Source organism: Conexibacter sp. CPCC 206217 (assembly GCF_030646165.1).
Lineage (GTDB): Bacteria > Actinomycetota > Thermoleophilia > Solirubrobacterales > Solirubrobacteraceae > Conexibacter.
Window position 1 is genome coordinate 353,553 of sequence record NZ_JAUTDO010000004.1, and the last position, 13,528, is coordinate 367,080.

Genomic DNA, 13,528 nt, shown 5'->3' on the forward strand with positions numbered 1-13,528 from the left:
CCTTCTGTCCGGTCAACTCTGGACTGTTGCGTAGAGATTCCGCGGTCGCAGCGGTGAATACTCGTTGCATGACGACCATGCGACCCCCAACCATCGTGGCCTTCGGCGGAGGTGGATTCTCGATGGAGGCCGGGAACCCCTTGTTGGACGACTATGTGCTGTCGCTCACCGGAGTGAGCCGGCCGCGCGTGTGCTTCGTCCCCACCGCCTCAGGCGACGCGGACCACTATGTGGTGCGCTTCTACCGCACGTTCTCGATGACGTGCGACACCTCTCACATCTCGCTGTTCCGCCGCGACCGCGGCAGCGGTGCCGTCGAGGGCGACCTCGAGGAGCACCTGATGAACCAGGACGTGATCTACGTCGGGGGCGGCAGCGTCGTGTCGCTGCTGGGCGCCTGGCGAGCGCACGGGATCGACCGGATACTGCGCAACGCGTGGCGCAAGGGCGTCGTGCTGTGCGGGCTCTCGGCCGGCTCGCTGTGCTGGTTCTCGGAGGCGGTCACCGCGTTCCACGGCGCGCCGAGCGTCGTGCGCGGGCTCGGGCTGCTGCCGTACTCCAACTGCGTCCACTACGACGGCGAGCCGGAGCGGCGCGAGGAGTACAGGCGCTTCATCGGCGACGGCGTGCGGCCCGGCTACGCGGCCGACGACGGCGCGGCGCTGCACTTCGAGCACCGCCAGCTGCGCCACGTCGTCAGCTCGCGGCCGAAGGCGCAGGCGTACCGCGTCGAGCCGGCCGACGGCGAGATCCTCGAGGCGCCGCTGAACGCCCGGTATCTTGGAGAGCGTATGCCGGACATGCTGACGGCCGTAGCGTGAGGAACCAGCCGACGATTCTCGCGATGGGCGGGGGCGGCTTCACGATGGAGCCGGACAACCCCGCCCTCGACGACTACATCCTGTCGCTGACGGACGGGCCCGAGCCGAGGGTGCTGTTCCTGCCGACCGCCTCCGGCGACCCGACCGCGCAGATCACCTCGTTCTACGGTCGCTTCGGGCGGATGTGCTCGGCGACGCACCTGTCGCTGTTCCGCCGCCACGGCTCCGCGCGCTCGCTCGCGGACATCGTGCTGGAGCAGGACGTGCTCTACGTCGGCGGCGGCTCGATGCGCAACCTGCTGGCGATCTGGACCGCGCACGGCCTCGACGAGCTGCTCGTCGAGGCGTGGAGACGCGGGATCGTGCTCGTCGGCCTCAGCGCCGGCGCGATGTGCTGGTTCCAGGGCGGCATCACGCGCTCCGGCGGACCGCCCGAGGTGATCAACGGCATGGGCATGCTGCCCGGCTCCTTCAGCGTCCACGCCGACGGCGAGCCCGAGCGGCTTCCCGTCTGGCTCGCAGCCGTCAGATCCGGCGAGCTGCCCGGCGGCTGGGCCGCCGACGACGGCGTCGCGCTGCAGTTCGCCGGCACGAAGATGGTCAAGGTCGTGACCTCGCGCCCCGGCACGGCGGCCCTGAGGGTCGACGCGGTCGCCGGCCAGCTCGTGCGCCACCGGATCGAGCCGGTGCTGCTCGGCACCGGCGTCTCGAAGAGCCCGATAGACCAGCCCGTCAGCGACGACATCCGCGAGCTGCGGGATCTGCGCTACGGAATGCGCCGCAACTAGCCGGGTCGCGTGAGCGAACCACGCTCACGCGACCCGGCAAGTGGATGGAGTGCCGGATACAGCTCGGCGTAGCGCGCGGCGAGCGGTCCGTAGGTCTCGACCCAGTCGCGGCGCGGCGTGACGGTGCGCTCGAGGCGAACGGTTGCGCGGGCGGCGGTGTGGACGTCGGGGAAGAGCCCGGCGGCGACGCCGCCGAGCAGTGCGGCGCCCTGGGCGGCGGCCTCGGTGACGGCGCAGAGCTCCAGCGGCAGGTCGAGCACGGCGGCGACGATCTCCAGCCACAGCGGCGAGCGAGCGCCGCCGCCGGAGACGCGCGCGACGGTGCGGGTGCGCTGCGGGTCCACCAGCAGCAGCGACTCGCGCAGCGCGAACGCCACGCCTTCGAGCACGGCGCGCACGAGCTGGCCGCGGCCGTGCTGGAGCGAGAGGCCGACGAAGCCGCCGCGCACGTCGGGGTCGGGATGCGGCGTACGCTCGCCGGCGAGGTAGGGCGCGAACAGCACGCCGTCGGCCCCGGGCGCGACCGCGGCGGCCTCCTGCAGCAGCGCCTCGATCGACGCGTCGCCGAGCGCCTGCTGCAGCCACGCGAGCGCACCGCCCGCGGACAGCACGACGCCCATCGTGTGCCAGGTGCCGGGCAGCGCATGGCAGAACGCGTGCACGCGCCCGTCGGGATCGAAGCGATACGCGTCCTCGCCGCCGAAGACGACGCCGGAGGTGCCGAGGACGAGCGAGAGCGGACCGCCGGATCCGAGCGCGCCGACGCCGACGGCACCGGCGGCCTGGTCACCAGCACCGGCCGCAACCGGGACGCCGCCCGAGCGGTCATGCCGAGCCGAGCCGCCTGCGAGCGAGTCCGAGCCGCCCGTGAAGGCGACGCCGCTCACCTCGGCCGACTCCAGCACTCGCGGCAGCCACTCGCGCGGGATCGAGAGCGCATCGAGCAGCTCGGCGCTCCAGTCGCGGGCGGCGACGTCGAGCAACAGCGTTCCCGACAGGTCGGCGACGTCGCTGGCGTGCTCGCCGGTGAGGCGCAGCCGCACGTAGTCCTTCGGCAGCAGGATCGACGCGATCCGCGCGTGGAGATCGGGCTCGTGCTCGGCCATCCACAGCAGCTTCGGCGCGGTGAAGCCGGCGAGCGCGCGGTTGCCGGTCAGCGCGACGAGCCGCTCGACGCCGACCCGCCGTTCGATCTCCGCGCACTGCGCGCCGGTGCGCGCGTCGTTCCAGAGGATCGCGGGACGCAGCGAGCGGCCGCCCGCGTCGAGCGCGACGAGGCCGTGCATCTGACCGGCGAGACCGATCGCATCGGCGCGCGGCGCGTCCAGTTCCGCCAGCACCGCCTGCGCGGCCTCCCACCACAGCTCGGGATCCTGCTCCGCCCAGCCGGGCCGCGGCGTCGCGACCGGGTAGTCGCGCGACGCCTGCGCGAGCACGCGCCCCTCCTCGGAGAGCACAAGCCCCTTGAGGGAGGAGGTGCCGACGTCGAGGCCGACGAGGCGGGCGGACATCAGATCGCCGGGCAGCGGTGGGTCGAGACGGCCATCGCGAGGATCTTCGCGGCGAACCGTCCCGTGAGCAAGGTTCCTGCTTGAAAGGCTGCTCCTGCGGGGCGGCGCAGGAACAGCCTTTCAAGCAGGCGGGGCGAGGGGACGGCCCGGCGCGATCCGCACCACCAGCACGCCGGGCCGCCCTGCCTCGAATGCGAGCGGGGGTGGCACGCCCCACGCTCGCCCTCACGCGGCCTGAAAGGGGGCACGCCCCCCGAAAGCCGCGTGCTTCTCGGCGTCCTATCTGAGCTCCGAGGAGCTCTTGCCGAGCAGTTGCCGGGCGATGATCAGCAGCTGGATCTGCTGGGTGCCCTCGAAGATGTCGAGGATCTTGCCGTCGCGGGCCCACTTCTCCAGCAGCAGCTCCTCGCCGTAGCCGCGGCTGCCCGCCAGACGCACGCAGCGCAGCGCGACGTCGACGCAGGTGCGCCCCGCCTTCGCCTTCGCGTACGACGCCTGCAGCGAGTTGGGCTTCGAGTTGTCCGCCATCCAGGTCGCCGACAGCGTCAGCAGCCGCGCGGCCTCGTAGTCGGCCTCCATCGACAGGTACTCCGCCGCGGCCGCGTGCTGCGACTGCGCGGGCTTGTCGTAGTCGACCTCGACGCCGGCCTCCGCGAGCAGCTCCTTCGTCTGCTCCAGGCAGGCGCGCGTCAGCCCGACCGCCATCGCGGCGACGAGCGGGCGCGTGTTGTCGAACGTCTGCATGACGCCCGCGAAGCCTCTCTTGACGTCGACCTCGGGCGAGCCCAGCAGGTTCTCCGGCTTGACGCGGCAGTTCTCCAGCCGGAACGCGGCCGTGTCGGAGGCGCGGATGCCGAGCTTGTGCTCCAGCCGGTCGAGGATCATGCCGGGGTTGGAGCGCTCGACGACGAACGACTTGATCGCCGCGCGGCCGAGGCTGCGGTCGAGCGTCGCCCACACGACGACGAGGTCGGCGCGCTCGCCGGACGTGACGTAGATCTTCTCGCCGTTGAGGACGTACTCGCCGGTCTCCTCGTCGAGCACGGCGGTCGTGCGGATCGCGGCCGAGTCCGAGCCGGCCTCCGGCTCGGTGATCGCCATCGCGGCCCACTTGCCCCTGAAGCGCTCCAGCTGCTCGTCGTTGGCGACCGAGGCGATCGCCGAGTTGCCGAGCCCCTGGCGCGGCATCGACAGCAGCAGCCCGACGTCGCCCCAACACAGCTCGATGATGCCGAGCGCGGTCGACATGTTGGAGCCGTTGCGGACCTCGCCGTTGCCGCCCTCCTGCCGTCGCACGCCGCCGGCACCGGCGCCGCCGCCCATGTCGGAGCCGTCGTTCATGCCGTCGAGCAGCGCCGCGAGCATGTCCAGCTCTCTCGGGTAGGCGTGCTCCTCCTGGTCGTACTTGCGCGACACCGGGCGGAAGATCTCCTCCGCCACCTGGTGCGCCTGCCCGACCAGCGGGAGGAACTTCTTCGGGACTTCCAGATTCATCGTCATTGGTCTCAGATCTCCTAGACGAGCAGCGCGCCCTCGACGACGCCGACGGCACGCAGGTCGCGGTACCAGCGCTCGACCGGGTGCTCCTTGATGTAGCCGTGGCCGCCGAGCAGCTGGACGCCCTCGGATCCGATCCACGCCCCCTTCTCGCTCGCCAGGTGACGGGCGAGCGCGACCTCGCGCGCGAACTCCTTGTCGAGGTCGGCGCGGGCGGCGGCGCGCAGCGTCGCCAGGCGCAGCCCCTCCAGCTCGATCGCGATGTTGGAGACCGCGAACGCGACCGACTGGCGGTGCGAGATCGGCTCGCCGAACGCGACGCGCTCGTTGACGTACGGGATCACGTAGTCGAGCACCGCTCTGCCGGTGCCGACCGCGAGCGCGCACCACGCGAGCCGCGCGCGGCGGATCGCCTCGGCGTAGACGGCCGGTGAGCCGTCGCCGAGCAGCGCTCTGGCCGGCACGCGCACGTCCTCCAGCAGCACCTCGCCGAAGGCCGCGGCGCGCACGCCCATCCCGGGCGAGGGCTTCGCCAGCACGCCGTCGGACTTCGTCTCGACGAGGAACAGGCCCGGACCGTGGCCGGCGATTCTGGCGGCGACGATCAGCAGCTGCGCCTCCGCCGCCCGCGGCACGAACGACTTGACGCCGGAGAGGACGTAGTCGGCGCCGTCGATGCGCGCCGTCGTCGACAGCTCGAACGGGTCGAACAGCGGTCTCGGCTCGTGCACGGCGAACGCCGCGACGGCAACCTCGTCGCCGATCAGCGCGGGCAGGTACGTGCCCTGCTGCTCGGCGTCGCCCCACAGCGACAGCGCGGTCGCGACGCCGGCCGGCGCGAGCGCCGCGACGGCGAGGCCCATGTCGCCGTGCGCGAGCGCCTCGGCGGCGAGCACGGTCGTGACCGCCGAGCGCTCGCTGACGGCGCCGCCCAGCTCCTCCGGCACGCCGAGCATCGTCAGGCCCAGCTCGGCCGCCTCGGCCAGCAGCTGCGGCGGCGCGGCGGCTGCCGCGTCGGCGGCGAGCGCGTTCGGGCGCAGTCTCTCGGCGCCGAACTCGCCGAACGCCTCGCCGAGCATCTGCTGCTCGTCGGACGGGGTCAGATCGAACAGGCCGCTGCCGGAGGGCTTCAGGCGGGCTGGCTTCTTGCCATTGGGCTGCACCTGCTTGAAGGTGCGGTTGGCGGCGCCGACGGCGCGGAAGCCGTCGCGCGTGGCGCGGTAGACGACGCCCTCCGCCTGCTTGCGGATGCCCAGTCTGTCGACCAGGTCCAACCCTGCGAAACGGCCGAGGGCGCGCAGCCCCAGGCCCATGCTGCGGTCTGCGACGCTCATGCGGCGATCACGTTCCCTTCCAGATGGATCTTGGTGGTGTCCCTCGGATTGCGGACCGCGAAGCGGCCATCTTCAGCCGCGAACGCGACCTTGCCCGGCAGCAGGATCGGCCGCTTGAAGGTCACGTCGACCACGTAGGCGCGCGGCAGCGTCGGCTCCAGCGCCGCGAGGCAGCGCGCCTTCGTCCACATGCCGTGCGCGATCGCGCGCGGGAAGCCGAGCAGCTTCGCGCTGTAGGCGTGCAGGTGGATCGGGTTGCGATCCCCCGACGCCGCGCCGTAACGGCGGCCGAGGTCCTCCTTCAGCCGCCACTCGGCGACGAAGGGCAATTGGCTGGCGCCAATTGCCTTGGAGATCGGCTGGCGCCGATCTCCCGGCGCGGCGGCATCGGCGTCAGGGGTGCCGTTGCCGCGCCGCAGCATCGTGCTGGCGTCCTGCCAGACCAGCTCGCCGCCGACGCGGGCTTCGCTGACGATCGTGAAGATCTTGCCCTTCGCGTGCGGCTGGACCGGCATCGTGTGGACGCGCAGGTCGTAGGTCTCCTCGGCGCGAACCGGGCGCAGCTGCGTGATGCGGTTGCGCAGGTGCACGAGGCCGACCGCGCCGAACGGGAACGCGCCGTCGGTCATCAGCGCCATGTGCAGCGGGAACGCCTGCACGTGCAGAAACGTGGAGGGCAGCTCGTCGCGCAGCGTGAAGCCGCAGACGCGGTCGTAGGCGGCGAGCTGGTCGCGGTCGGTGCTGACGCCGTCGAGCGTCAGCACCGTTCTCGGGATCTTGCCGCCGGCGCCGGCGACGAACGGCAGCTGCGAGGCGCCGGGGATCAGCGGCAGCGCGGCCTTCGCGTAGAGGCCGAGCGTGCCGGGCGGCCCGCTCAGTCTGCGCGTGGAGCTGGAAGAGCGAGCCCCAAGGCGAGTTCTTCCGACGGAATCAAGCCCTTTGGGCGCAGATTTCGCCATCCTAGGCTCCCAGCAGGCTCTGGCCGCAGACGCGCACGGTGTTGCCGGTGACGCCGGTCGAGGCGGGGCTGGCGAAGTAGGCGATCGCCTCCGCCACGTCGACCGGCAGCCCGCCTTGCGAGAGCGAGTTCATGCGCCGGCCGGCCTCGCGCGTGGCGAACGGGATCTTCGCCGTCATCTGCGTCTCGATGAAGCCCGGGGCGACGGCGTTGATCGTCGCGCCGCGCTGCGCCAGCAGCGGCGCGTAGGCGTCGACGAGGCCGATCACGCCGGCCTTCGAGGTGGCGTAGTTGGTCTGCCCGAAGTTGCCCGCGATGCCCGCTATCGAGGCGACGCAGACGATGCGGCCGCCCTCGTTGAGGACCGCTCTTCTTCTGCCCGCGATCAGCGCGTCGGTGATCCGCTGCACGGCGGCGAGGTTGACCTGGATGACGCTGTTCCAGCGCTCCTCGTCCATCCGCCCGAGCGTCTTGTCGCGCGTGATGCCGGCGTTGTGGACGACGACGTCGACGCCGCCGTGCTCTCGCTTCAGAGAGGCGGCGATCTGGTCCGGGGCGTCGTCGGCCGTGATGTCGGCCGTCAGGGACGAGCCGCCGAGCGCGCCCACGACGGCGTTGAGATCGCTCTCCAGCGCCGGCACGTCGAGGCCGACGACGTGCGCGCCGTCGCGCGCGAGCGTCGCCGCGATCGCGGCGCCGATGCCGCGCGAGGCGCCGGTCACGAGCGCGACCTTGCCGGCCAGCGGCTGCTCCCAGTCGAGCGCCGGCACCGCGCCGGCGGGACCGACGTGGATCACCTGGCCGTCGACGTACGCCGACTTCGACGACAGCAGGAAGCGCAGCGTCGAGGCGAGCTGATCCTCCGCGCCGGGCGCGACGTAGACGAGCTGCGCGGTCGCGCCGGCCTTCAGCTCCTTGGCGGCGGCGCGCGTGAAGCCCTCCAGCGCGCGCTGCGCGATCTGCTCGGCGGGTGTTCTCGCCTGCGCGGGCGACGTGCCGAGCACGACGAGCCGGCCGCAGCGCTGCACGCGCCGGACCGTCGGCTTGAAGAAGGCGTGCAGCTCGTCGAGCTGGCCCGGCTCGGTGATGCCGGTCGCGTCGAAGACGAGCGCGCCGTAGCGCTGCGTCTCGGCGGCGGCGGGCGTCCACGGGCCGGCGTCGAGACCGGCCTCGGCGGCGGCGGCGCGGAGATCCTCGCGCAGCGGCGTCGAGGCCTCGGCGCCGATCTCCGCGACCGTCTTCGCGAGCGCGCTCGCGAGCCGCCCGCCCGGCGCGCCGCCCAGCAGCACGCGGCCGTCGACAACGGGGTCGCCGGGGCTGAAGCGCTTCAGCGGGACCGGCGCCGGCAGCCCGACCTGCTTCTGGATGATTCTGCCGATCGGCGTGTTGATGAGGTTCGTGTAGCGGTCAGCTGACATGGTCTATGCCTCCAGGATCGCCACGACGCCGATGCCACCGGCCGCGCAGACGCTGATCAGGCCGCGACCGCTGCCGCGCTCGTGCAGGGCCTTCGCGAGGCCGGCGACGATGCGGCCGCCGGTGGCGGCGAAGGGATGGCCGGCCGCGAGCGAGCCGCCGTTGACGTTGAGCTTGTCGCGGTCGATTGAGCCGAGCGGCCCATCGAGCCCGAGCCGCTGCGTGCAGAAGGCCGGGTCCTCCCACGCCTTCAGCGTCGACAGCACCTGCGAGGCGAAGGCCTCGTGGATCTCGTAGTAGTCGAAGTCCTGCAGCGTCAGGCCGTTGCGCTGCAGCAGCCGCGGCACCGCGTAGGCGGGCGCCATCAGCAGGCCCTCGCGGCCGTTGACGTAGTCGACCGCGGCGGTCTCGGCGTCGACGAAGCGGGCCAGCACCGGCAGTCTGCGCTCGGCCGCCCACTGCTCGCTGCCGAGCAGGACCACGGATGCGCCGTCGGACAGGGGCGTCGAGTTGCCCGCCGTCATCGTGCCGTCCTTGCCGCCGAAGACGGGCTTCAGCTTCGCGAGCTTCTCGACGCTCGTGTCCGGACGCAGGTTCTGGTCGCGCTCGAGCCCGAGGTAGGGGCTGACGAGGTCGTCCTCGAAGCCGCGCTCGTAGGCGGCGGCGAGGTTGTGGTGGCTGCGCTCGGTCAGCTCGTCCTGCGCCTCGCGCGTGATCCCCCACTCGGCCGCGGTGCGGGCCTGGTGCTCGCCCATCGAGAGGCCGGTGCGCGGCTCCTCGTTGCGCGGCGGGGCCGGCGCGAGCTGGCCGGGCCGCAGCCGCAGGAACGGCTTCAGCTTGTCCTGCGTCGAGCGGCCGCGGTTGGCGTCGAGCAGGATCTGGCGCAGGTCCTCGTTGACGGCGATCGGCGCGTCGGAGGTCGTGTCGACGCCGCCCGCGATGCCGGCGTCGATCTGCCCGAGCGCGATCTTCGCAGCGACGAGGTTGATCGCCTGCAGGCCGGTGCCGCACGCCTGCTGGACGTCGTACGCGGGCGTCTCGGCGGAGAGGCGGCTGCCGAGGACCGACTCGCGCGTCAGGTTGAAGTCGCGGCTGTGCTTCAGCACCGCACCGGCGACGACTTCGCCGAGCCGCTCGCCCTCGAGGCCGAAGCGGGTCACGAGACCGTCGAGCGCGGTCGTGAACATGTCCTGGTTGGAGGCCTTCGCGTAGTTGCTGTTGGAGCGCGCGAAGGGGATGCGGTTGCCGCCGATCACGGCGACGCGACGGGGGGGACCGGCGGTCATGATGCTCCTTGGTGTCTGTTCGGGGGTGCGTCTGAAGCGGTGGGGTGGCCGCTCAGCGCGGCGCGCGCCTGCAGGCCCGGCTCGACGGTCGCGACGAGCAGCTCGGCGGCGTCGCGCGGCGGCATCGCGCCGGTTCGCAGCCACCAGCGCGCGAGACCTTCCGCCGCGCCCAGCAGCGCGTTGGAGAGCGCCTCGACCTCGGTCGCCGCTCGCTCGCGGTTGGGCGCGGGGATCAGCGCCAGCTGCGTCTGCGCGACGAGCGCGACGAGCCGCGCGCGGTAGTCGGCGACGGAGCGGCCCAGCTCGCCGCCGGCCGGGAGCGTCTCGTCGAACAGCACGCGCCAGGCGTCGCGGTCGCCGTCGACGAAGGCGAAGAACGCCTTGAGGCCGTCGCGCAGCGCCTCGGCCGGGCCGGAGGCGCTGGCGACGGCCGCGCCGACGGCCGCCAGCATCGCCTCGCCGGCCCGCTCCATGCAGGCGCGATAGAGCCGCTCCTTGTTGCCGAAGTAGGCATACAGCAGGGGCTTGGTGACGCCCGCCTGCGCGGCGACCTCGTCCATCGTGACGGCGCCGTAGCCGCGCTCGGCGAAGCAGCCGTGCGCGATGTCGAGGAGCTGCAGCTCGCGCTCGGCGCGCGGCAGTCGGGAGCGGGTCTGCGCTGTGGTCGACTGGACCATGGCGTTCATATTACCCACGTATAAATTTATATGCCAGTAGGAGATGTCGAGCGGGTGCGATTTCGCTCTGCGAAATGACTACGACATCGCGTAGTACTTGCCGCGAGGCAAGCTGAAACCACGATCGGTCAGGTTTCTGACCGACGCGTCGAAAGACTTGCCGGCGGGCCTCTGACACCGGTTGCAGGTCGGCCAACTGGACAGTGCCCGCCGGCTGTGCGCGCGGTTGACTGCCGCCCGAGGACTGACGCTTCCGTCCCTGCATCCCTCGAGAAGGAGAACTCTTCGTGGTCGGCAACCGACGAACCACAGACGTCCGCCTGCTGCTCGCGGCGCTCGTCGCCGCACTCGCGCTGATGGCGCTGTTCGCAGCCGGCGTTGCGACGCCAGCCGGCGCAACCGGCAAGAAGAAGGCGCATGACGCGCACGACGGTCGCGGCGGCTGGGATCGGCCGGGGCGCGGCGGGCGCGACGAAGGGCGCGGCCACGACGGCGGGCGCGGCCACGACGGCCACGGGCACCACGGCGGTCACGGCCATGGCGATGGCGGCGGCCACGGCGGCAGCAGAAGACCCGACGAGATCGCCTATGTGCCGTCGACGCCCGAGAACACGGTGCTCGGCGGCTTCCCGATCGGCAACGCGCCGGTCGAGACCGTCAGATCGGGACAGATCGTCAAGATCGACACGCTGACGCAGCAGGGCGCTACGAGCGCGACGACCGATCCGGTCACCTACTACGCCAGATTCGGCGTGCCCGCCAGCGGCGTGCTGCCGGACATGATCGCGTTCCAGAGAAGCCTCGCCGACCGCCCGCGCTACGGCGGCCACATCCTCACCGGCCCGGTCTACGTCGACGGGGCCGAGCCGGGCGACACGCTCGAGGTGCAGATACTCGACCTCAAGACGCGCGTGCCGTACGGCGTCAACAGCACCTCGCCGACGAGCGGCGTCTTCAGCACGACGTATCCCGGTTTCCGGACCGGCGACCTGCCGCTCAACATCCTCCCCGAGGAGGGGGCGAACTTCTACAGAACCGGGATGTTCGGCAACAAGGAGGTCGCGTTCTTCAACGACGACATCCAGATCCCGCTGCAGAAGTTCATGGGCACGATGGCGGTCGCCTCGCCCGAGGGCGTCTTCGTCGGCAACACGCCCGACGCGCCGCCGCCCGCGCTCGGCGTGCAGCCCTCGACACCGCCCGGCCCCTACGGCGGCAACCTCGACACGCGCGACCTGACGATCGGTTCGTCGCTGTTCCTGCCGGTGTTCCAGTCCGGCGCCCGCTTCTACACGGGCGACCCGCACAGCCTCCAGGGCAACGGCGAGGTCAGCGGCACGGCGATCGAGCAGTCGCTGCAGGGCACGTTCCGCTTCATCGTGCACAAGGGCGAGGCGATCACCGGGCCGGCCGCGGAGGACAGAGACAACTACATCGTGATGGGGATCGACCACGATCTCGACCGCGCGATGAAGCTCGCCACGGCCAACATGGTCAGATTCCTGGTGATGGAGAAGGGCTTCACCGAGGCGAAGGCGCTCTCGTTCGCCAGCCTCGCGGGCGACTTCCAGGTCGCCGAGGTCGTCGACCGCACCCAGGTCGTCGTCGGCAAGGTCCCGAAGTACCTGTTCGACTGACGCTCACTCGTGCAGCTGCTGCCCGCACGGGCAGCAGCTGCACGAGCAGCGACCACGTTGCGGCGGTGTGCGGGGCGCGCCGCGCTAGCGTTGCGGCCATGCACCTCGCGCGCTACGACGAGCTGGAGCCGTACGTCACCGCCGACGGCTCGACGATCCGCGAGTGGGCGGGGCCGGGGTACTCGCCGGCGAGAAATCAGAGCCTTGCGGAGGCGACGCTGCCGCCCGGCGGCGCGACGATCGCCCACTACCACCCGCAGGCCGAGGAGCTGTACCTGTTCAGATCGGGCCACGGCCGCCTGCGCATCGGCGACGACGAGCGCGACGTCCAGCCGGGCGACTGCGCCGTGATCCCGCCCGGCGTCGTTCACAAGCTGTGGAACACCGGCACCGCCGACCTCGTGCTCGTCTGCGCCTGCTCCCCCGCGTACTCCCACGAGGACACGATCCTCGTCGAGCCCGAGCAGCCGCCGGCGGACTGACCGTCAGCCGTCGTCCTGCCGGAAGGCCCAGCGGACCTCCTCGACGGACAGTCCTGAGGCGACGCAGGCGAGCAGCTTCATGCGGGCCGCCTGGGGGGAGAGGAAACCGACGGGGATGATTCCCGTGTCGCGCAGGTCCTGCTCGGAGCCGGCGTAGCCGTAGGTGCCCTGCAGCACGACGCCGCGCTCGGGGCGGCAGTAGGCGACGATCGGGATCCGCTCGGCGGCCTCGGCCCACAGCTCCAGCAGCGGAGGCGCGAGGTGGCCGGCGCCGAGCGTGCCGATCACGACGCCGTCGGGCTCGGTCGCCAGCGCGGCGCGCGCGAGCGTGCCGTCGTCGCCGGCGCCGGTCGGGACGACGTGGACGCGCTTGTCGAGCGCCGGCGGGTCCAGCGGCGGGTTGCGCGGGAGTCTCGACCAGATCGTCGCGTGGCCCTCGGTGACGCGGCCGAGCGGGCCGGTCTGCGGCGAGGAGAAGGCGACGAGCGACGTCGTGTCGGTCTTGCGCGCGCAGCGGGCGTGGTGGATCTCGCCGCCGAAGACGACGAGCACGCCCATCCCGGACGCTTCCTCGCTGGTCGCGACGGAGACCGCGTCGAGCAGGTTGGCGGGGCCGTCGGCGCCCGCGGCCGTCGCAGGGCGGATCGCACCGGTGAAGACGATCGGCGCCTCCGCGTCGTGGACGACGTCGCACAGCATCGCCGTCTCCTCCAGCGAATCGGTGCCGTGCGTGACGACGACGCCGATCCCGCGCCGCGCGGCGTCGCGCGCCTGGCGGCAGACCTCGAGCTGGTCGGCGAGCGTCAGGTGCGCGCTCGGCTTGTTGACGACGTCGATCGCGTCGATGCCGTCGCCCCCCAGCTCCGGGATCATCGCGACGAGCGCGGCGGCGGCCAGCTGCGGCGTGGCGGAGTCGCCGCCCATCGCGATCGTGCCGCCGGCACCGATGATGCGCACGCGACGCGCTGCTCTGGGGCGATCCATCCCGACAACCCTAGCGACCCGCGTTGCCGGCCCCACGGCTCGCGCGCGGGCCGCCTCGGCGGCGGCGCCCCGGCGCACGGCGGACTGGCACACCGCCTTCAAGGATCGTGCCCGCGAACCGATCACCGGAAGAGGCC

At 72.2% G+C, this 13,528-nt stretch carries 12 protein-coding genes; 4 read left to right on the top strand and 8 right to left on the bottom strand.

Annotated elements, in window-relative coordinates:
• Positions 1-77 precede the first annotated feature (77 nt).
• Positions 78-821 carry a peptidase E gene (locus Q7L65_RS12820; protein ID WP_304721695.1) on the top strand — a complete coding sequence of 248 codons (744 nt, stop codon included), beginning with the start codon at positions 78-80 and terminating at the stop codon, positions 819-821.
• Positions 818-1,609, top strand: coding sequence for a peptidase E (locus Q7L65_RS12825; protein WP_304721696.1), 792 nt, complete (start codon positions 818-820; stop codon positions 1,607-1,609). The genes Q7L65_RS12820 and Q7L65_RS12825 overlap by 4 nt, the downstream gene beginning before the upstream one ends.
• On the opposite strand, the gene xylB is transcribed toward Q7L65_RS12825, so the two are convergent.
• The 7 genes from xylB to Q7L65_RS12860 all read right to left on the bottom strand — a co-directional run bounded on the left by xylB (position 1,606) and on the right by Q7L65_RS12860 (position 10,297).
• Positions 1,606-3,120, bottom strand: a complete 1,515-nt coding sequence (gene xylB, locus Q7L65_RS12830; protein WP_304721698.1) for a xylulokinase — start codon at positions 3,118-3,120, stop codon at positions 1,606-1,608. The genes Q7L65_RS12825 and xylB overlap by 4 nt on opposite strands.
• Before the next feature lie 279 nt (positions 3,121-3,399).
• A complete protein-coding gene (locus Q7L65_RS12835) occupies positions 3,400-4,620 on the bottom strand; it encodes an acyl-CoA dehydrogenase family protein (RefSeq protein WP_304721700.1) in 1,221 nt (406 codons plus the stop codon).
• A gap of 14 nt (positions 4,621-4,634) precedes the next feature.
• Complete coding sequence (locus Q7L65_RS12840; RefSeq protein ID WP_370552558.1) at positions 4,635-5,930, bottom strand: acyl-CoA dehydrogenase family protein; 1,296 nt, start codon at positions 5,928-5,930, stop codon at positions 4,635-4,637.
• Positions 5,931-5,947: 17 nt separating this feature from the next.
• Positions 5,948-6,910, bottom strand: a complete 963-nt coding sequence (locus Q7L65_RS12845; RefSeq protein WP_304721704.1) for a MaoC family dehydratase — start codon at positions 6,908-6,910, stop codon at positions 5,948-5,950.
• Between the two features lies 1 nt (position 6,911).
• A complete protein-coding gene (locus tag Q7L65_RS12850) occupies positions 6,912-8,327 on the bottom strand; it encodes a 3-oxoacyl-ACP reductase (protein WP_304721705.1) in 1,416 nt (471 codons plus the stop codon).
• Between the two features lie 3 nt (positions 8,328-8,330).
• Positions 8,331-9,611, bottom strand: a complete 1,281-nt coding sequence (locus Q7L65_RS12855; protein WP_304721706.1) for an acetyl-CoA C-acetyltransferase — start codon at positions 9,609-9,611, stop codon at positions 8,331-8,333.
• Positions 9,608-10,297: a TetR/AcrR family transcriptional regulator gene (locus Q7L65_RS12860; RefSeq protein WP_304721707.1), complete on the bottom strand. Its 690-nt coding sequence runs from the start codon at positions 10,295-10,297 to the stop codon at positions 9,608-9,610. The genes Q7L65_RS12855 and Q7L65_RS12860 overlap by 4 nt, the downstream gene beginning before the upstream one ends.
• A gap of 278 nt (positions 10,298-10,575) precedes the next feature.
• Between Q7L65_RS12860 and Q7L65_RS12865 the strand changes: the two genes are divergently transcribed.
• Both Q7L65_RS12865 and Q7L65_RS12870 read left to right on the top strand, forming a co-directional pair.
• The gene (locus Q7L65_RS12865) at positions 10,576-11,925 is read left to right on the top strand and encodes an acetamidase/formamidase family protein (protein ID WP_304721709.1); all 1,350 of its coding nucleotides are present in this window, start codon (positions 10,576-10,578) and stop codon (positions 11,923-11,925) included.
• Between the two features lie 98 nt (positions 11,926-12,023).
• Positions 12,024-12,407, top strand: a complete 384-nt coding sequence (locus Q7L65_RS12870; RefSeq protein WP_304721711.1) for a cupin domain-containing protein — start codon at positions 12,024-12,026, stop codon at positions 12,405-12,407.
• A gap of 3 nt (positions 12,408-12,410) precedes the next feature.
• On the opposite strand, the gene Q7L65_RS12875 is transcribed toward Q7L65_RS12870, so the two are convergent.
• Entirely contained in the window at positions 12,411-13,391 is a 981-nt protein-coding gene (locus Q7L65_RS12875) for an asparaginase (RefSeq protein WP_304721713.1), read from the bottom strand.
• Positions 13,392-13,528: the final 137 nt, after the last annotated feature.